Raw genomic sequence first — 18,462 nt, forward strand, 5'->3', positions numbered from 1 at the left:
CTCGGGAGCGACGGTGTAGTTGCTGAAGGTTGATGTGCCCATGTAGTGGAAGATGGGCTGGCCATCCAGGCTGAAGCGGCTGGTGGCATCGGGCATCAGGCCCTTGCCTTGCGTGCCGCGGATCAGCTGGCACAAATTGGTTTTGCGGCTCAGGCAGAACTTGCACTGGCGGCATTCGGGGGTGTAGAGGGGGATGACGTGGTCGCCCTTTTGCAAGGTGGTCACGCCCGGGCCGACATCCACCACGATGCCCGCGCCTTCGTGGCCGAGGATGGCGGGGAAGATGCCTTCGGGGTCGGCACCGGATAGCGTGTAGTAGTCGGTGTGGCAGATGCCGGTGGCCTTGATTTCGACCAGCACTTCACCGAATTTGGGGCCTTGCAGGTCCACGGTTTCGATGGTCAGAGGCTGGCCTGCTTTCCAGGCGACGGCGGCTTTGGTTTTCATGGGCATCCTTGCAGCGGGCAAAACCAGCACTATAAGCGGCCCACGAATACCCATTCACCCCACCCACATATTTTTAAACAAAAAGTGCCTCCAGCGCATATATAACCTGCGCAAGTAGCTATCAACAAAGTAGCAGCCGCCCATAAAAAAAGCCCCAAGGTGCAAACACCAAGGGACTCTCAAACTAGCAAAGGCAAGCGCAGCGACGCCCCTTCCAGAACAGCGCAGGACTGGCTCTGCCAGACTGCTGCTGTTGCCCCCTGCAAGGGGGTAGGAGCAGCCACACGCAGTGGGCAAGCCTGGGGGTGTGCTAGGTCAGGCGAAGAATTTTTTCAGCTTGTCCGTCCAGCTGTCGCCCGTGGGCGAATGCTTGCCGCCGCCCTTTTTGAACGAATCGTCGAGCTCGCGCATCAACTTGCGCTGGTGCTCGGTGAGCTTGACGGGCGTTTCCACCGTGATGTGGCAGTACAAATCGCCGGGGGCGCTGTCGCGTACACCCTTGATACCCTTGCCACGCAGGCGGAACTGTTTGCCCGCTTGCGTACCTTCGGGGATGTCGATGGCGGCTTTGCCCGCCAGGGTGGGCACTTCGATCTCGCCACCCAGGGCGGCGGTGATGAAGCTCACCGGCACCGAGCAGTGCAGGTCGCCGCCGTCGCGCTCGAAGATGTCGTGCTTTTTGGTGCGGATCTCGATGTACAGGTCGCCCGAGGGGCCGCCGTTGGAGCCCGGTTCGCCATTGCCCACGCTGCGGATGCGCATGCCGTCGTCGATACCGGCCGGGATTTTGACTTCCAGGGTTTTTTGCTTCTTGACCTTGCCCTGGCCGCTGCACACGGTGCAGGGGTCGGGAATGACCTTGCCCGTGCCACGGCAGGTGGGGCAGGTTTGCTGCACGCTGAAGAAGCCTTGGCGCATTTGCACCGTGCCCTGGCCTGCGCAGGTGCCGCAGGTTTTGGCCTGGGTGCCGGGTTTGGCACCGCTGCCGTGGCAGGTGTCGCAGGCTTCCCAGGTGGGGATGCGGATCTGTGCTTCCTTGCCGCGTGCGGCTTCTTCGAGTGTGACTTCCATCGCGTAGCTGAGGTCGGCCCCCCGAAACACCTGGCGGCCACCACCGGCGCGTCCGCCCCGGCTTTGGCCGAACATGTCGCCAAAAATATCGCCAAAGGCTTCGGCAAAGCCGCCGCCCGCAAAGCCTTCGGCTCCGGGGCCACCGCGCATATTGGGGTCAACCCCGGCAAAGCCATGCTGGTCGTAGGCGGCGCGTTTTTGCGCGTCGCTCAGCATTTCGTAGGCTTCCTTGATTTCTTTGAACTTTTCTTCGGCACCCTTGGCCGAATCGCCCTGGTTGCGGTCCGGGTGGTGCTTCATCGCCAGTTTGCGATAGGCTTTTTTAATTTCTTCCTCGGAGGCGTTTTTGGGAACGCCGAGGGCTTCGTAATAATCTCGTTTGCTCATGCTGCAATCACTTTCTCACTACGGAGATCGGGGGGGAGCCGGATAGCTCGGTACGCAAAAAGCCGCGCCGGAAGTCCCAAACGGGACTATCCAGGCGCGGCGCGGGTCTGATTCAGCCAGCGGCTTCTCAGTTAGCCCTTTTTGACTTCTTTCACTTCGGCATCAACGACGTTGTCGTCGGAAGCTTTGGCGGCTTCGGCTTCCGGGGCGGCCGCACCAGCTTCGTCGGCGGCTTGCTTGGCTTGCATGTCGGCGTACATCTTTTCGCCCAGCTTCTGGCTGACGGTCATCAAGGCGGTGTTCTTCTCGTCAATAGCGACTTTGTCTTCGCCCTTCAACACTTCTTCCAGCGACTTGATGGCAGCTTCGATGCTTTCTTTTTCGGCCGCTTCGATCTTGTCGCCGTACTCGGTCAGGCTCTTCTTGACGCTGTGCACGCTGGCTTCGCCCTGGTTACGGGCTTGCACCAGTTCCAGCTTCTTCTTGTCGTCGGCAGCGTTGAGCTCGGCGTCTTTCACCATTTGCTGGATTTCGGCTTCCGACAGGCCCGAGTTGGCCTTGATGGTGACCTTGTTTTCCTTGCCGGTGCCCTTGTCTTTGGCGCCGACGTGCAAGATGCCGTTGGAGTCAATGTCGAACGACACTTCGATTTGCGGCGTACCACGCGCTGCCGGTGGGATGCCCTCCAAGTTGAACTCACCCAGCAGCTTGTTGACGTTGGCGATTTCGCGCTCGCCCTGGAACACCTTGATGGTCACGGCGGGCTGGTTGTCGTCCGCGGTGGAGAAGGTTTGTGCAAACTTGGTCGGGATGGTGGTGTTCTTGACGATCATCTTGGTCATCACGCCGCCCAGGGTTTCGATGCCCAGCGACAGAGGGGTCACGTCCAGCAGCAGCACGTCCTTGCGGTCGCCGCTCAACACCTGGCCCTGGATGGCTGCGCCAACCGCCACGGCTTCGTCGGGGTTCACGTCCTTGCGGGGTTCCTGGCCGAAGAATTCCTTCACCTTTTCTTGCACCTTGGGCATGCGGGTCATGCCGCCGACCAAAATCACGTCATGGATGTCGCTGACTTTTACGCCCGCATCCTTGATGGCGGTGCGGCAAGGGGCGATGGTGCGCTCGATCAGCTCTTCGACCAGGGCTTCCAGCTTGGCACGGCTGAGCTTGATGTTCAGGTGCTTGGGGCCGGATGCATCGGCGGTCACGTAGGGCAGGTTGATGTCGGTCGATGCGCTGTTGGACAGCTCGATCTTGGCCTTTTCAGCGGCTTCTTTCAGGCGTTGCAGGGCCAGCACGTCTTTGGACAGATCAACGCCGGATTCTTTCTTGAACTCGGTAATGATGAAGTCGATGATGCGCTGGTCGAAGTCTTCGCCGCCCAGGAAGGTGTCTCCGTTGGTGGACAGCACTTCGAATTGCTTTTCGCCATCGACATCGGCGATTTCAATAATGGACACGTCGAACGTGCCGCCGCCCAAGTCGTACACGGCAATCTTGCGGTCGCCCTTTTCGTGCTTGTCCAGGCCAAAGGCCAGGGCGGCTGCGGTGGGCTCGTTGATGATGCGCTTCACGTCCAAACCGGCAATGCGGCCTGCGTCTTTGGTGGCTTGGCGCTGTGCGTCGTTGAAGTACGCGGGCACGGTGATCACGGCTTCGGTGACGGCTTCGCCCAGGTAGTCTTCAGCGGTTTTCTTCATCTTGCGCAGAATGTCGGCGCTGACCTGCTGGGCCGAGATCTTGTTGCCGCGCACTTCCACCCAGGCATCACCGTTGTCGGCGGCCACGATGGAGTAAGGCATCAGGTCGATGTCTTTTTGGACTTCTTTTTCAGCGAACTTGCGGCCAATCAGACGCTTTACGGCGTACAGCGTGTTGCGCGGGTTGGTCACGGCCTGGCGCTTGGCGGATGCACCGACCAGCACTTCCCCGTCTTCCTGGTAGGCCACGATGGAGGGGGTGGTGCGCGCGCCTTCGGCGTTTTCAATCACGCGGGGCACATTGCCTTCCATGATGGATACGCAGCTGTTGGTGGTGCCCAAGTCAATACCAATGATTCTTCCCATGATTTTTTCCTTAGATTTGTGTAAGTGGTGTGGGCTTTAAGCAAAGCCCGGATGTGTCTAACGTGTGGATAACGGGTCGCCACTTCAAGAGTAGGGCGATTAAATTTCCAGAGGTTTATTTGGGGGCGGTGACCGTGACCAGGGCCGGGCGCAGCACGCGCTCCGATATCAAATAGCCTTTTTGCAGCACGCTGACCACGGTGTTGGCTTCTTGCTCGGCGGGCACAACGCTGATGGCCTGGTGCTGGTGCGGGTCAAACTTGGTGCCGGCAGCGGGGGCGATCTCGATAATTTTGTTGCGTTCCAGCGCGCTTTTGAGCTGGCGCAGGGTGGCCTCGGCACCTTCGCGGATCTGCGCAACGGTGCCGTCTTTGATCGCCAAACCGGCTTCCAGGCTGTCGGCTACGGGCAGCAGGCTTTCGGCAAAGCTTTCCAGGCTGAACTTGCGGGCCTTGGCGATGTCGTCTTCGGCGCGGCGGCGGGCGTTTTCGGCATCGGCCTTGGCGCGCAGAAATTGGTCGGCCAAGTCAGCGCTTTTGGCTTTCAGTGCGGCCAGTTCGGCCTGCGCGATGGCCAGCGCTTCCACGTCGCTGGTGGCGTGGTCTTCAGCCGGGGACATGCCGTCCAGGGGCTGGTGGTCGGGGTTGGGGGTGTGTTCAGACATATTCTGGGGGATGGGTGGAGTGAACCAGTTCTGCAAACTGGGGCCCACCCACCTTTTTGCAAGGGGGTGGTTGGCAAAAAACTGCCTGGCACGGCGGGACACAGCGCCCCGCCCCAAGAAGTTTCAGCCCTTGATGGCCAGCAGTTCCACGTCAAATTTCAGGGTGGCGTTGGGCGGAATCGCGCCGCCTGCACCGCGTGCGCCATAGCCCAGGGCGGCGGGAATGATCAGCGTGCGAGCGCCACCAATTTGCATGCCGGCCACGCCTTCGTCCCAGCCTTTGATGACCATGCCTGCGCCCAGCGAGAACACGAAGGGGTCTTTGCGGTCCTTGCTGGAGTCGAACTTGGTGCCTTGCACGCCGTCGTTGTACAGCCAGCCGGTGTAGTGCACGGTGACGCTTTTGCCTTTGGTGGCCACGTCGCCCGAGCCCTGGATGGTGTCTTCAAATTGCAAGCCGGAGGCGGTGGTGGTGAAAGCCATGTGTGTTCCTTGGAGTGTCCACTATTAAAAATATAGCTACTGGTGCAATAAGAATGTGCGCCAGAGGCCTAAATGAGGCTGAATTATGCCAGCGCGCCGGGGTGGTCCAGGTCGGGCCGGTCCGCCGGGTCGATGTGGGTCATCAGCTCCAGCACCGCATGCTGTTGCAGCACCCGGCGGCGGGCTTCCACTGCAATGCCGTGGCCCGCTTCCACGGTGATGTCGGCGGCCACCACGATGTGCGCGTCGGCCACCAGCATGTCGCCCATGCGGCGGGTTTTGAGCCCGTGCACCCCCAGCACCCCGGGGGTGTCGGCGATGGTGCGGTGGATGGCTGCCACCTCTTCGGTACCGGCACCCCGGTCCATCAAATCATTCAGTGCATCCCAGCCAAACGATATGCCCATCTTGCCCACCATCAAGCCGACGATCAGCGCCGCAATCGGGTCCAGCAGCGGGTAGCCCAGCAGGTTGCCGACAATCCCGCAGGCCACCACCAGGGACGATGCCGCGTCGGAGCGGGCATGCCATGCGTTGGCCACCAGCATGCCCGATTTGACCGTCGTTGCCACCCGCAACATATAACGAAACAGGCATTCCTTGGCCACCAGCGCGGCCAGTGCCACCCACAGGGCCGACAGGTGCACGCTCGGGATCAGCGTGGGCTGTTCCAGTTTGATGACCGCCGACCAGACCATGCCCACGCCCACCGCCAGCAGCAGCAAGCCCAGCACCAGCGAGGCCCCGGTTTCAAAGCGCTGGTGGCCGTAAGGGTGTTCGGTATCGGCATCTTTGCGGCTGTGCTGGTTCGCCAGCAAAACGGCAAAGTCGGCCACCAGGTCGGACAGCGAATGCACCCCGTCTGCTATCAGGGCCTGGGACTTGGCCAGCACGCCCACCACGATCTGGACGCTGCTCAGGGCGATGTTGACGGCCACGCTGACCCAGGTGCTTTGGGATGCCGCAGCGGCTTTGATCGCCCTATGGGCAGCGCTGTCGTGTGCGTCTTCTGGGGGAAATGGATGCCGCATGTTTGCTCCTGATTGTGTAGCTATGTTACAAGCCTACGCCAGCGCCAACGCCCATTAAGGTCAATATTCCCATCGCCAGAAAGATAGCTGCGGCAATGCGGTGCACGACTTGGGTGGGCAGGCGTTCGGCTATTCTGTTGCCCAGCAGCACGGCGGGCACATTGGCCAGCATCATGCCCAGGGTGGTGCCCGCCACCACGGCCACAAAGTGGTCGTACTTGGCCGCCAGGGCGATGGTGGCAAACTGGGTTTTGTCGCCCATTTCGGCCAGAAAGAAGGCGATCAGCGTGGTGCCGAATACGCCGTAACGGGCCAGCTTGGCATCTTCTTCGTCAAATTTGTCGGGCACCAGGGTCCAGGCGGCCATGGCTATGAACGATACGCCCAGCACCCAGCGCAAGGTCTGCGGCCCCACCTGGGACGTGAGCCAGCTCCCCACGGCCCCGGCAAAGGCGTGGTTGGCAATGGTGGCCACCAAAATAGCGGCAATGATGGGCCAGGGTTTTTTGAATTTGGCCGCCAAAATGAAGGCCAGCAGCTGGGTTTTATCGCCAATTTCGGCGAGGGCGACGATGCCTGTGGAAAGGAGAAATGCTTCCATGGGTTTCTTTCTAGGCCAGTGCTGAGACGAATGACCACATCCCCTCCTGGCCAATCCGAGGGTATATGGTCAAAGGTCTTGCCAAGAAAAAACCGCTTGCACCATAGCCTGAATGGCTAAGTATGTTGACGCAAGCCCCACCGTTATTGCAACGGTGGGAGGCTACTCCCCAATGAACCCGCCGATGTTACCCGATGAACAAGGGTAAACACTCATACTTCTACCCAGTCGCAGCCCAACGCCGCATGGGCCACGCCCAGTGTGACATCGGCACAACCTTGCGACCCGGCCAGCGCGGCCAGCGCCAAGGCGGGTCGGTTGTTCTGTTCACTCAAGTGGGCCGCCATGATGCGGCGCAGACCACCCGGTGCCAAAGCTTGGGCAATTTCGGCTGCGGCGTGGTTGGCCAGGTGGCCGTACAGGCCGCCCACGCGCTGCTTCAAAAACGCCGGGTAGCGCGAAGCGGCCAGCAGGTCCGGGTCGTGGTTGCACTCCAGCAGCAGGGCCTGGCAGCCCATCAACTGCGCCAGCACGTGCGGCGTGGCGTGGCCCAGGTCGGTCAGGATGCCCAGGTGTGCGTCGCCCTGGCTACAGCGCAGTTGCAGCGGCTCGCGGGCATCGTGCGGCACGGTGAAGGGCGTGAGTTGCAATTTGCCCAGGTCTATGGTTTCGGTGTCGCGGGCGATGCGTAGCAGGCCGTCTAAATCTGGCAAATCGGGGGAGGCGATGGCGGCGTGTGTGCCGTGGCTCATCCACACCGGAATACGGTGGCGCACGGCCCACTGCGGCGCGCAGCCTACATGGTCGCCGTGCTCGTGGGTGATGAAGATGGCATCGATCTGCGCGGGCACCAGCCCTGCCTGCGCCAGCCGCTGGTCGAGTTGCTTGTGGCCAAAGCCGCAATCGACCAGCAGGCGGGTGGTGTGGGCCCCGCTGCGGGCTTCAACGACCGTGCCGTTACCGGCACTGCCGCTGCCCAGGCTCTTGAACCGAAGGGTGCTTATTTCAGGTCGTCCGCAATGATCTGGACGATCTTCTTGGCGTTCTCGGAGGCTTCTGGCACGCCGGCGGCGTTCAGCACCGAGACGGTGGTGGTCGAGCCTTCTGTGACCACGGCAATGCGGTATTGCAGCGGTGCCGACACGCTGTCTTTGCTGAACAGCTTGGTGAAGAATCCGGGCTGGATTTTGGTGGCGTTCGGGGCCACATAGCGCACAAAGTAGGTACCTTTGCTGCGGTCGCGGTCTTCTACGGTGAAGCCGGTGCGGTCTAGTGTCAGGCCCACGCGGCGCCAGGCGCGGTCAAAACCGTCGTCCATTTGCACCACGGGCTGGTTGTTGATCGTGGCAATGCGGGCGTTGGCCTTGGCGAGTTCGGGTTGCAGAGCGGTTTTGATTTGCTCGTTGCTGGCACCCAGCTGGAGCATCAGGCGGCGCAGAAACTCGACTTCCAGCTCGGGGTCGATCGGGCGGGGCTGCCAGGTGGTCTGGTCTTTGGCCTGGCTGGTGTAGACCTCGATCATGCCCCGGTGGCTGATGTAGATTTCGGTGCCGCCGGTGGCGGTGCGTTCCAGGCGGGTGCGGTATTTGTCGCGTTCGCCGGTGGAGTACAGCGACTCGAATACCTTGCCGATGGTGCTGCGGATGATGTCCTGCGGCAGCTTGGCGCGGTTTTCGGCCCAGTCGGTTTCCATGATGCCCAGGCCGGCGTTGTCTTCGGTCAGCAAGAAGCCGTTTTGTAGCCAGAAGTCGCGCACCGGGCCCCACAGCCTGTCCGCAGGGCGGTTGACCACCAGCCAACGCTGCGAGCCAGCACGTTCGACGCGGATGTCGCCCAGCGAGGTGGCGGCGGTGGGCGCAGCGGATGCAACCTGGCCGACTTTGTAGTTGCTGGCGGTGATGGCCGCGCCGGGCACGACGTACTTGGAGTCGCGGGTGAGCTGCGACAGGTCGGGCGGCACGTCGAGCGCAGGGCCTACGGTGCCCGCGCTTTTGTAGTCGATTTTTTCGGTTTGCAGTACCGAGCAGGCACCCAGCGCCAAGGTCAGTCCCAGCACTCCAACTTTCAATCCAGCTTTTGCAATATGGTTCACGTAGCGTTCCTAAAGAGTTAGATCAGACCACTGCTGCGCAGCGCATCTTTGACCGTGGTGTGGAAAGAGGCGGATAACTGCGTCATGGGCAGGCGCAGCGTGGGGCCGCACAGGCCGAGCTCAGTCATTGCCCATTTCACCGGGATCGGGTTGGCTTCGACAAACAGGTACTTGTGTACCGGCATGAGCTGGCGCTGGATCTGCATGGCGCGCTGCACGTTGCCCGCGATGGCGGCCATACACAGTTCGTGCATCAGGCGCGGCGCGATATTGGCGGTGACGCTGATGTTGCCTTGGCCACCGCAGAGCATGAGCGCCACGGCGGTGGGGTCGTCGCCCGAGTACACGGCAAAGCCCTGGGGCACGTCGCGGATCAGCCACTGGGCGCGCTCGATGTTGCCAGTGGCTTCCTTGATGCCGACGATGCCAGGCACCTGGGCCAGACGCAGCACGGTCTCCAGCTGCATATCGGCCACGGTGCGGCCGGGCACGTTGTACAGCACCATCGGCAAGTCCACCGCTTCGGCGATGGCCTTGAAGTGCTGGTATTGGCCTTCTTGGGTGGGCTTGTTGTAGTAGGGCACGACCTGCAAATGGCAGTCGGCACCTACCTTTTTGGCGAAGCGGGTGAGCTCGATGGCCTCGGAGGTGGAGTTGGCGCCGCACCCCGCCATGATAGGCACCCGGCCCTTGGCCTGCTCGACCGCCACGCGGATGATCTCGCAGTGCTCTTCGATGCTGACGGTGGGCGATTCGCCGGTGGTGCCGACCACGCCGATGCAGTCTGTTCCCTCCGCAATATGCCAATCGATCAAGGTGCGCAGGGTGGGGTAGTCCACGCTGCCGTCTTCAAGCATCGGTGTCACCAGTGCCACGATGCTGCCAGTAATGGGTGTCATGTCCGCAGTCTCAAACGGGAAAATCGCCATTCTAACGAGGGCGCGTCAAGGAAATTTTTGGCATCTACACGCTATTTGCTATTGAAAATATAGCTTGTTGCGCAGGTGCAATATGCGCTAGAGGCTTATTTTGTTTAGAAACAGGCCCAGAGCTGGTCGGCCAAGGAGACTAGGAACTCGGGCCGGGTGTACAGCGCAAACACCCCCGCCAGCGCCGCCAAGGCGACACACCACCAGACAAGGGGTTTGGCCATGCCTTCAGACCCCCTGGGGCAGGGGTGCTGCCCGGCGGATCGGTGCCTCTTTGACCGGCAGATTCACCAGCCCGGCAAATACGCCTAAGCCGATGGCGATGTACCAGACCAGGTTGTAGTTGCCGTTGCGGTCGTACAAGAAACCGCCCAGCCACACCCCCATGAACGAGCCCACTTGGTGGCTTAAAAACACAAATCCACTCAGCATCGACATGTGCTGGATGCCAAAAATCTGCGCCAGCGCGGCGTTGGTGGGCGGTACGGTAGACAGCCACAGCAGGCCCATCACGGCGGCAAAAATATACACGCTGGTGGGTGACAGCGGGGCCAGCAAAAAGATGCTGATGACCACCGCCCGCGCAAAGTAGATGAACGACAAAATGGTTTTCTTCTGCATCCGCTGCCCCAGCGTGCCTGCCGCATAGGTGCCAAACACATTAAACAGGCCGATCAGTGCCAGTGCATAGCTGGCCACCTGGGGCGACAAGCCCTTGTCGCGCAAATAACTGGGCATGTGCACGCCGATAAACACCACCTGGAAGCCGCACACAAAGTAGCCCGCCATGAGCAGCTGGAAGCTGGGGTACTTGAAGGCTTCTTTGAGCGCCTCGCCAATCGTCTGGTCCCGTTTGACGGCCTGGGCACCGCCAAAGCCGGGTTCGCGCAGGCCCCAGGCCAGCGGCATGATCAGCAAGGCCGCTGCGCCCAGCACCACCAGCGCCTGCTGCCAGCCCAGCCCGCTGATCAGCAGCCCTTCGGTCGGCACCATCAAAAACTGCCCAAACGAGCCCGCCGCTGCGGCAATACCCATCGCCCACGAGCGCTTTTCGGCCGCCACATTGCGCCCAATTACCCCGTACACCACGGCGTAGGTGGTGCCCGCTTGCGCCATGCCCAGTTGTACGCCCGCGCTCAGGGTAAACAGCAGCGGCGTGGGCGCGTGCGCCATGCCGACCAGGCCCAGCGCGTACAGTAGCGCACCGGCCAGCATCACCTTGAAAGCGCCCAGTTTGTCGGCCAGCATGCCCGCAAACACGCCGCTGATGCCCCAAGTCAGGTTCTGGATGGCGATGGCAAAAGCAAAGGTTTCGCGGGTCCAGCCCTGCGCCTGGGTGATGGGCTGCAACCACAGGCCAAAGCCGTGGCGGATACCCATAGACAAGGTAACGATGGCACCGCCACAGATGAGCAACTGGGTCAGTGAAAGAGGAGTTTTGGAACTTTGCATGGCTTTACTGTACATAGTTTGGCACGCTGGCTTTGGAGTGCTGTGGTTGCATCCAGTGCTCTACAATCCCGAAAATATGGCCACCCAAAACCCCGCAATTCTCGCTACGCCCGCCTATTCTGAAAGCTCGATCCGCGTCCTCAAGGGGCTGGAGCCCGTCAAGCAGCGCCCGGGCATGTACACCCGCACCGACAATCCCCTGCATGTGATCCAGGAAGTGCTGGACAACGCGGCCGACGAAGCGCTGGCGGGCCACGGCAAGAAAATCCGCGTGACGCTGTTTGCCGATGGCTCGGTCGGCATTGAAGACGATGGGCGCGGCATTCCGTTTGGCATGCACCCGGAAGAAAACGCCCCGGTGATCGAGCTGGTGTTCACCCGCCTGCACGCGGGCGGCAAGTTCGACAAGGGCAAAGGCGGGGCCTACAGCTTCTCGGGCGGCCTGCACGGCGTGGGGGTCAGCGTAACCAATGCGTTGGCGCTGCGGCTAGAGGCCACTTCGTACCGCGAAGGCTCGGTGGCCCGGCTGGTGTTTGCCGATGGCGAAGTGGTTGAGCCCTTGCAGGTGCGCAAGGCCGAAGGCGGTGACCGCAAATCCGGCACCAGCGTGCGCGTCTGGCCTGATCCCAAATACTTTGAATCCTCGGCCCTGCCGATGGCCGAGCTAACCCATTTGCTGCGCAGCAAAGCCGTGTTGATGCCCGGCGTGACGGTGACGTTGGCGGTCGAGAAAACCAAGGACGTGCAAACCTGGCTCTACAAAGGCGGCCTGCGCGACTACCTCTCGCAAAACCTGCACGGTGAGCCGGTGATCCCTTTGTTTGAAGGCGAAGGCTTTGCCGACAGCGGCCACGACACCTTTGCCGAAGGCGAGGGCGCGCAGTGGTGCGTGGCCTTTACCGAAGACGGCGCGGCCCTGCGCGAGAGCTATGTCAACCTGATCCCCACCACCGTGGGCGGCACGCACGAATCCGGTCTGCGCGACGGCCTGTTCACGGCGGTCAAAAGCTTTATTGAGCTGCATTCGCTGTTGCCCAAGGGCGTAAAGCTACTGCCCGAAGACGTGTTTGCCCGCGCCAGCTTTGTGCTCAGCGCCAAGGTGTTGGACCCGCAGTTCCAGGGCCAGATCAAAGAGCGGCTGAATTCCCGCGATGCGGTGCGCCTGGTGTCCAGCTTTGTGCGGCCCACCCTGGAGCTGTGGCTGAACCAGCACGTGGACTACGGCAAAAAACTGGCCGAACTGGCGATTAAGGCCGCCCAGTCGCGCCAAAAAGCCGGGCAAAAGGTCGAAAAGCGCAAGGGTTCCGGCGTGGCCGTGCTGCCCGGCAAGCTGACCGATTGCGAAAGCAAAGATTTGGCGCAGAACGAAGTGTTTCTGGTCGAGGGCGACTCTGCCGGCGGCAGCGCCAAAATGGGCCGCGACAAAGCCAGCCAGGCCATCCTGCCCCTGCGCGGCAAGGTGCTGAACACCTGGGAGGTGGAGCGCGACCGGCTGTTTGCCAACACCGAAATCCACGACATCTCGGTGGCCATTGGTGTAGACCCGCACGGCCCCAACGACACGCCCGACCTGAGCGGCCTGCGCTACGGCAAGATTTGCATCCTCAGCGACGCGGACGTGGACGGCTCACACATCCAGGTGCTGCTACTGACCCTGTTCTTCCGCCACTTCCCCAAGCTGATCGAAACCGGCCACGTGTTTGTGGCCCGCCCGCCGCTGTACCGGGTGGACGCGCCTGCGCGGGGCAAAAAACCGGCCAGCAAAGCCTATGCGCTAGACGAAGGTGAACGCAGTGCCATTCTGGACAAACTGCGCAAGGAAGGCGTGCGCGAAGGCGCCTGGAGCATCAGCCGCTTCAAGGGCCTGGGCGAGATGAATGCCGAGCAGCTGTGGGACACCACCCTGAATCCCGACACCCGCCGCCTCTTGCCGGTGCAACTGGGCAGTGTTAACTTCGCCCAGACCGAAAACCTGATCACCAAGCTTATGGGCAAAGGCGAAGCTGCTTCCCGCCGGGAGCTGATGGAATTGCATGGCGACACTGTCGAGCTAGACGTGTAATTAATTTATGAACAAAAAAGGCCTCTGGCGCATATTCTGTATAGGTATTGCGCTATTCATAACGCAGCGTGTCGCCCTGGCCGATGTGTGGGGCTACATCGACCCGCAGGGCGTGGCGCACTTTGCCACCGAGCGCACGGACGAGCGCTATGAGCTGTTCTACCAAGGCTTTGAGAGCTTTGACACCACCCAAGGGCTGAAGGCAGCCAGCACCGACCGATCCGTGGCTGTGCCTACCGCGCCGCCCAAGCTGCTGGCTTTTTTTGATGTTTCGCCCAGTTACAAGCTGGTGAAACACCATCTGCGCGATGCCTCCACCAAGCTCAGCGTGGACTACGAGCTGCTGCAAGCGCTGATCGTGGCCGAGTCGGGCTTTAACAGCACGGCGGTGTCGCCCAAGGGCGCTGTCGGCCTGATGCAGGTCATGCCGGCCACGGCCGAGCGCTATGGGCTGGTGGGCGATGCCAAACTCAGCATCGAGCAAAAGCTGTTTGACCCCAAGACCAATATCCGCATCGGCGCACGCTACCTTAGCGACCTGATCCGCATGTTTCCCGGCCAACTGGACCTGGCCGTGGCCTCGTACAACGCTGGCGAGGGCGCGGTGCAACGGGCGGGCAACCGCATCCCTAATTACAAGGAAACCCAGGCCTACGTGAAAACCGTGCTCCAGCTCTACAACGGCCTCAAGCCACCCGCAGCCGTGGCCGAGCCGCGCCGCCAGCCTTCGCGCATCCGCATGGAGCTGTCGGGTGGTGCGGTGGGCCGGGGCAATATGCCGCCGGTGGCCGTACTACCCTGATACCTGTCGTCTCTGCGGCGCATCTTGTGTGCCACTAGCCGCTGTCTTTTCTTTCTTTTTTCACTCCCATGACCGACCAACCCGAACTGGACCTGCCCGAAGATCCGCCCGTGCCTGAACAGGCTATCGACGATGACGGCCTGAGCTTGGCCAGCTACGCCCAGCGTGCCTACCTGGAATACGCCCTGAGCGTGGTCAAGGGCCGGGCCATTCCCGACGTGACCGACGGCCAGAAGCCGGTGCAGCGGCGCATTTTGTATTCCATGTCGCGCATGGGCCTGGGCTTTGGCGGGGCCAATGGGGCCACCGGAGCCAAGCCGGTCAAATGTGCCCGCGTGGTCGGCGACGTGCTGGGCCGATTCCACCCGCACGGTGACCAGGCCGCCTACGACGCACTGGTGCGCATGGCGCAAGACTTCAGCCAGCGCTACCCGCTGATCGACGGCCAGGGTAACTTTGGCAGCCGCGACGGCGACGGTGCAGCGGCGATGCGCTACACCGAAGCCCGGCTGGCGCGCATTACCAGCCTGTTGCTGGACGAAATCGACGAAGGCACGGTGGACTTTGTGCCCAACTACGATGGCTCCACCCAAGAGCCGCAGCAGTTGCCCGCCCGCTTGCCGTTCAATTTGCTCAACGGGGCCAGCGGCATCGCTGTGGGCCTGGCCACCGAAATCCCCAGCCACAACCTGCGCGAGATTGCCGATGCCTGCGTGGCGCTGATCAAAACCCCGCAGCTCACGGAAGAAGAGCTGTTTGCCATCGTGCCCGGCCCCGATTATCCCGGCGGCGCACAGATCATCAGCAGCAGCACCGACATCGCCGATGCCTACCGCACGGGGCGCGGCTCGCTCAAGGTGCGGGCGCGCTGGAAGATCGAAGAACTGGCACGTGGCCAGTGGCAACTGGTGGTGAACGAGTTGCCCCCGGGTGTCAGCACCCAGCGCGTGCTGGAAGAAATTGAAGAACTCACCAACCCGCGCATCAAGGCCGGTAAAAAAGCCCTGAGCCTGGACCAAACCCAGCTGAAAGCCTCGGTGCTGTCGGTGCTGGACGTGGTGCGCGATGAATCGAACAAAGACGCTGCCGTGCGCCTGGTGTTCGAGCCCAAAACCAGCCGCATTGAGCAGCAGGAGCTGATCACCGCGCTGCTGGCGCACACCAGCCTGGAAACATCTTCGCCCATCAACCTGACCATGATCGGGCTGGACGGTCGGCCGATGCAGAAGTCGCTGCGCCAGATGCTGCAAGAGTGGATTGCTTTCCGCCAAACCACTTTGCAACGCCGCAGCCAGCACCGGCTGGACAAGGTGCTGGAGCGTATCCACATCCTGGAGGGGCGGCAGATTGTGCTGCTCAACATCGACGAGGTGATCGCCATCATCCGCCAGGCCGATGAGCCCAAGGCGGCGCTGATTGCGCGCTTCAACTTGAGCGACCGGCAGGCCGAAGACATCCTGGAAATCCGCCTGCGCCAACTGGCCCGGCTGGAAGCCATCAAGATCGAGCAGGAGCTGAAAACCCTGCGCGAAGAGCAGGCCCGGCTGGAAGAGCTGCTGGCCAACCCCAGCGTGCTGCGCCGTTTGATGGTGAAAGAGATCGAGGCCGACGCAAAGATTTTTGCCGACCCGCGCCGCACCCTGATCCAGGCCGAGAAGCGTGCCGTGGTCGAAGTCAAGGTGGTGGATGAGCCTGTGACCGTGGTGGTGTCGCAAAAAGGCTGGGTTCGGGCTCAAAAAGGCTGGGCCAAAGAGGGCGGGGCCGAATACAGCTTCAAATCTGGCGACGCGCTGTACGGCACATTTGAATGCCGCAGCGTCGATACCCTGCTGGTGTTTGGCACCGCCAAAGACAAAACGGGCCGGATCTACACCGTGCCGGTGGCCGCCTTGCCCGGTGCGCGTGGCGACGGCCAGCCGGTGACCACGCTGATCGAACTGGAAAGTGGCACCCAGGTGGCGCATTACTTTGCCGGGCCGGGCAGCGCCACGCTGCTGTTGTCCAGCTCGGGCGGCTATGGCTTTTTGGCCACGGTGGACGACATGCAAGCCCGCAACAAGAGCGGACGGGCCTTCATCACTGTGGGCGAGGGCGAGACGGTGAACCCACCGTCGCACGCCAGCGGCTCCAGTGGCAGCCAGCCGGTGGTGCCGGCCACCCACGTGGCCTGCGCCTCAGCGGGCGGGCGGATTCTGACCTTCGAGATCAGCGAGTTGAAGCTCCAGCCCAAGGGTGGACGCGGCCTGATGCTGATTGCGCTGGAAGACAAAGACACGTTGGCAGGGGCCGTGGCCTATACCCGCAGCATCCGCATCGACGGCATGGGGCGCGGTGCCAAGCCCCGCTCAGAAACGCTGGAAATCCGCAGTTTGAACAACGCGCGGGCGGTGCGCGGGCGTAAGGGTAAGCTGGCCGATCTGGGCTTTAAACCAGGTGTTATTTTTCGGATTGAGTAGTATTTTTTTTTGGTGTATACGTGTATTTCCAGAGTGATTTTTGTTGTTGATGTGTCACAATTTATTTGTGACGTGCATCACAAATTACAGGGGAAATCATGAACTTTAGTAATCTGCGCGTAGCCGCAAAATTATGGTTGGCCGTTGGAATCATTGTGGTTGCGCTGCTGGTTTTGGCGGGTGTTACGGGTTACCGCTCCTTGACACTACAGTCTCAAACCCAGTCCGCCCAGATGGCGATGGACCAGCGTGTGATCCAGTCCACTCGGTGGGCGGGCCTGACCAGCCTGAACGCGGTGCGGGCCGAGGCTTCGTTGCTCAGCTCCGATCCGGGCGTAGCGGCGGCTTTTAAAGAGCCGAGTACGGCGACCAGTGCGCAAATCACCGAGATCCAAAAGACCATTTCCGAAATGGACTTGAGCCCGGCGGACAAAGCACAGCTCGATACCATCGCCAGCGCCCGTACCAAGGTGCTCGACACCCGTAAGCAGGCGCAGCAGCTCAAAAAAGACGGCAAAGCCGAAGAAGCTATAGCGATGCTGCAAGGCGAGGTCAAGACCGCTGTAACTGCCTACTTGGGGGAGCAGCGCAAGTTTGTTGAAATGCAAGAGCAGGCTTTGCACCAGTCTGAGGCCGATGCCAAATCGGCGAGCGCGGTGTTGTTCAACATCGTCTGCACTGCTCTGGCTTTGTTGGTGCTGGGCTTGCTGGCCGGGGCTTTTTTGCTGATCCGCAGCATCCAGCAACCCTTGGGGGTGGCCAATGAAGCCGCTGCCCGTATTGCCGAAGGCGACCTCAGCATGGGGCTGGACTCCGACCGCAAAGATGAATTTGGTGACCTGTTGCGCTCGCTCAACACCATGAGCCTGTCGCTGGGCCGCATGGTCCACCAGGTGCGCCAGAGCACCGACAGCATTGCCACCGCCAGCTCCGAGATTGCCAGTGGCAACAACGACCTGGCCGCCCGCACCGAGCAAACCGCCAGCAATTTGCAGCAAACCGCTGCGTCGATGGAGCACCTGACCCAGACCGTGCGCCAGAGCACAGACAACGCCAACCAGGCCAGCACGCTGGCGGCCAACGCGTCCAGCGTGGCGCAAAAGGGGGGCGAAGTGGTCAAGCAGGTGGTGGTAACGATGGAGGAGATCAACGCCAGCAGCAAGAAGATTTCCGACATCATTGGCGTGATCGACGGTATTGCCTTTCAAACCAATATTTTGGCGCTGAATGCCGCCGTGGAAGCCGCCCGTGCCGGTGAGCAGGGCCGGGGCTTTGCGGTGGTGGCCAGCGAAGTGCGCAGCCTGGCGCAGCGCAGCGCCCAGGCAGCCAAGGAAATTAAGGGCCTGATCGGGACCTCGGTGGAAAAGGTCGAATCCGGCGCGCGGCTGGTGGCCGAGGCGGGCAGCACCATGAGCGATATCGTGCAGTCGGTAAAACGCGTGACCGATATCGTGGGCGAGATCACTGCTGCGGCCACCGAGCAAAGCACCGGTATCAACGAAATCAACCGTGCTGTGGTCATTCTGGACCAGATGACGCAGCAGAACTCGGCTTTAGTCGAGGAGAGTGCTGCCGCTGCGACCAGCATGCGCGAACAGGCGGGGCAACTGGCTACTGCGGTGGCGGTGTTCAAGGTAAACCAGTCGCTGCATGGCGGCATGTCTGCAAGCTTTGCACCGGCCCCTTCTTACAAGGCGGCTGCGGCACCTGCGCGGCAGACCCCTGCGCCCAAGCTGGCACCCCGGCCAGCTGCAACCAAACTCTCGACCTCGGTCGCCAAACCCCGTGCCGTGCCTGCACCTGCCCGTCCTGCTGCCAGTGCCGCAACGCCTGCGCCCCGAACGCTGGCGGCACCCAAGGCCAAGCCCGCTGCCGCTGGTGGCGAGGGCGATTGGGAAAGCTTCTAAAGCCCGTTGGTG

The 18,462-nt window shown here is 61.7% G+C and carries 15 protein-coding genes and 1 riboswitch; of the genes, 4 read left to right on the forward strand and 11 right to left on the reverse strand.

Annotated features, from left to right (window positions below; genetic code table 11):
• The 11 genes from AC0969_RS16085 to AC0969_RS16135 all read right to left on the reverse strand — a co-directional run.
• Positions 1 to 447 (reverse strand): alcohol dehydrogenase catalytic domain-containing protein (locus AC0969_RS16085; protein ID WP_479625164.1); only part of this gene is annotated, 447 nt, incomplete at its 3' end.
• Positions 448 to 762: 315 nt separating this feature from the next.
• Positions 763 to 1,905 (reverse strand): molecular chaperone DnaJ, encoded by a 1,143-nt coding sequence (gene dnaJ / locus AC0969_RS16090; RefSeq protein WP_479625165.1) that lies wholly within the window; start codon positions 1,903 to 1,905, stop codon positions 763 to 765.
• 131 nt (positions 1,906 to 2,036) lie between these two features.
• Positions 2,037 to 3,971, reverse strand: coding sequence for a molecular chaperone DnaK (dnaK, locus tag AC0969_RS16095; RefSeq protein ID WP_479625166.1), 1,935 nt, complete (start codon positions 3,969 to 3,971; stop codon positions 2,037 to 2,039).
• A 115-nt stretch (positions 3,972 to 4,086) separates the two neighbouring features.
• Positions 4,087 to 4,590: a nucleotide exchange factor GrpE gene (gene grpE / locus AC0969_RS16100; RefSeq protein ID WP_479625226.1), complete on the reverse strand. Its 504-nt coding sequence runs from the start codon at positions 4,588 to 4,590 to the stop codon at positions 4,087 to 4,089.
• A gap of 168 nt (positions 4,591 to 4,758) precedes the next feature.
• Positions 4,759 to 5,118 carry an FKBP-type peptidyl-prolyl cis-trans isomerase gene (locus AC0969_RS16105; RefSeq protein WP_479625167.1) on the reverse strand — a complete coding sequence of 120 codons (360 nt, stop codon included), beginning with the start codon at positions 5,116 to 5,118 and terminating at the stop codon, positions 4,759 to 4,761.
• A gap of 83 nt (positions 5,119 to 5,201) precedes the next feature.
• A complete protein-coding gene (locus tag AC0969_RS16110) occupies positions 5,202 to 6,149 on the reverse strand; it encodes a cation diffusion facilitator family transporter (RefSeq protein ID WP_479625168.1) in 948 nt (315 codons plus the stop codon).
• A gap of 25 nt (positions 6,150 to 6,174) precedes the next feature.
• Positions 6,175 to 6,750, reverse strand: coding sequence for a TMEM165/GDT1 family protein (locus tag AC0969_RS16115; protein WP_479625169.1), 576 nt, complete (start codon positions 6,748 to 6,750; stop codon positions 6,175 to 6,177).
• A riboswitch (yybP-ykoY riboswitch) is annotated at positions 6,751 to 6,938 on the reverse strand.
• A gap of 24 nt (positions 6,939 to 6,962) precedes the next feature.
• Complete coding sequence (locus AC0969_RS16120; RefSeq protein WP_479625227.1) at positions 6,963 to 7,754, reverse strand: MBL fold metallo-hydrolase; 792 nt, start codon at positions 7,752 to 7,754, stop codon at positions 6,963 to 6,965.
• Positions 7,751 to 8,833, reverse strand: a complete 1,083-nt coding sequence (gene bamC / locus AC0969_RS16125; protein ID WP_479625228.1) for an outer membrane protein assembly factor BamC — start codon at positions 8,831 to 8,833, stop codon at positions 7,751 to 7,753. The genes AC0969_RS16120 and bamC overlap by 4 nt, the downstream gene beginning before the upstream one ends.
• Positions 8,834 to 8,859: 26 nt before the next feature.
• Positions 8,860 to 9,741 (reverse strand): 4-hydroxy-tetrahydrodipicolinate synthase, encoded by an 882-nt coding sequence (gene dapA, locus AC0969_RS16130; RefSeq protein WP_479625170.1) that lies wholly within the window; start codon positions 9,739 to 9,741, stop codon positions 8,860 to 8,862.
• A gap of 258 nt (positions 9,742 to 9,999) precedes the next feature.
• Positions 10,000 to 11,223: an MFS transporter gene (locus AC0969_RS16135; protein ID WP_479625171.1), complete on the reverse strand. Its 1,224-nt coding sequence runs from the start codon at positions 11,221 to 11,223 to the stop codon at positions 10,000 to 10,002.
• Between the two features lie 76 nt (positions 11,224 to 11,299).
• Between AC0969_RS16135 and AC0969_RS16140 the strand changes: the two genes are divergently transcribed.
• The 4 genes from AC0969_RS16140 to AC0969_RS16155 all read left to right on the forward strand — a co-directional run bounded on the left by AC0969_RS16140 (position 11,300) and on the right by AC0969_RS16155 (position 18,450).
• Entirely contained in the window at positions 11,300 to 13,285 is a 1,986-nt protein-coding gene (locus AC0969_RS16140; RefSeq protein WP_479625172.1) for a DNA topoisomerase IV subunit B, read from the forward strand.
• 7 nt (positions 13,286 to 13,292) lie between these two features.
• On the forward strand, positions 13,293 to 14,087 hold the full coding sequence (locus AC0969_RS16145; protein ID WP_479625173.1) for a lytic transglycosylase domain-containing protein: 795 nt from the start codon (positions 13,293 to 13,295) through the stop codon (positions 14,085 to 14,087).
• Positions 14,088 to 14,155: 68 nt separating this feature from the next.
• Positions 14,156 to 16,543 (forward strand): DNA topoisomerase IV subunit A, encoded by a 2,388-nt coding sequence (gene parC, locus AC0969_RS16150; RefSeq protein WP_479625174.1) that lies wholly within the window; start codon positions 14,156 to 14,158, stop codon positions 16,541 to 16,543.
• A 98-nt stretch (positions 16,544 to 16,641) separates the two neighbouring features.
• Complete coding sequence (locus AC0969_RS16155; protein ID WP_479625175.1) at positions 16,642 to 18,450, forward strand: methyl-accepting chemotaxis protein; 1,809 nt, start codon at positions 16,642 to 16,644, stop codon at positions 18,448 to 18,450.
• The last annotated feature ends 12 nt before the right edge of the window (positions 18,451 to 18,462 follow it).

The sequence above is a fragment of the Rhodoferax sp. LB1P47 genome, from assembly GCF_056521445.1.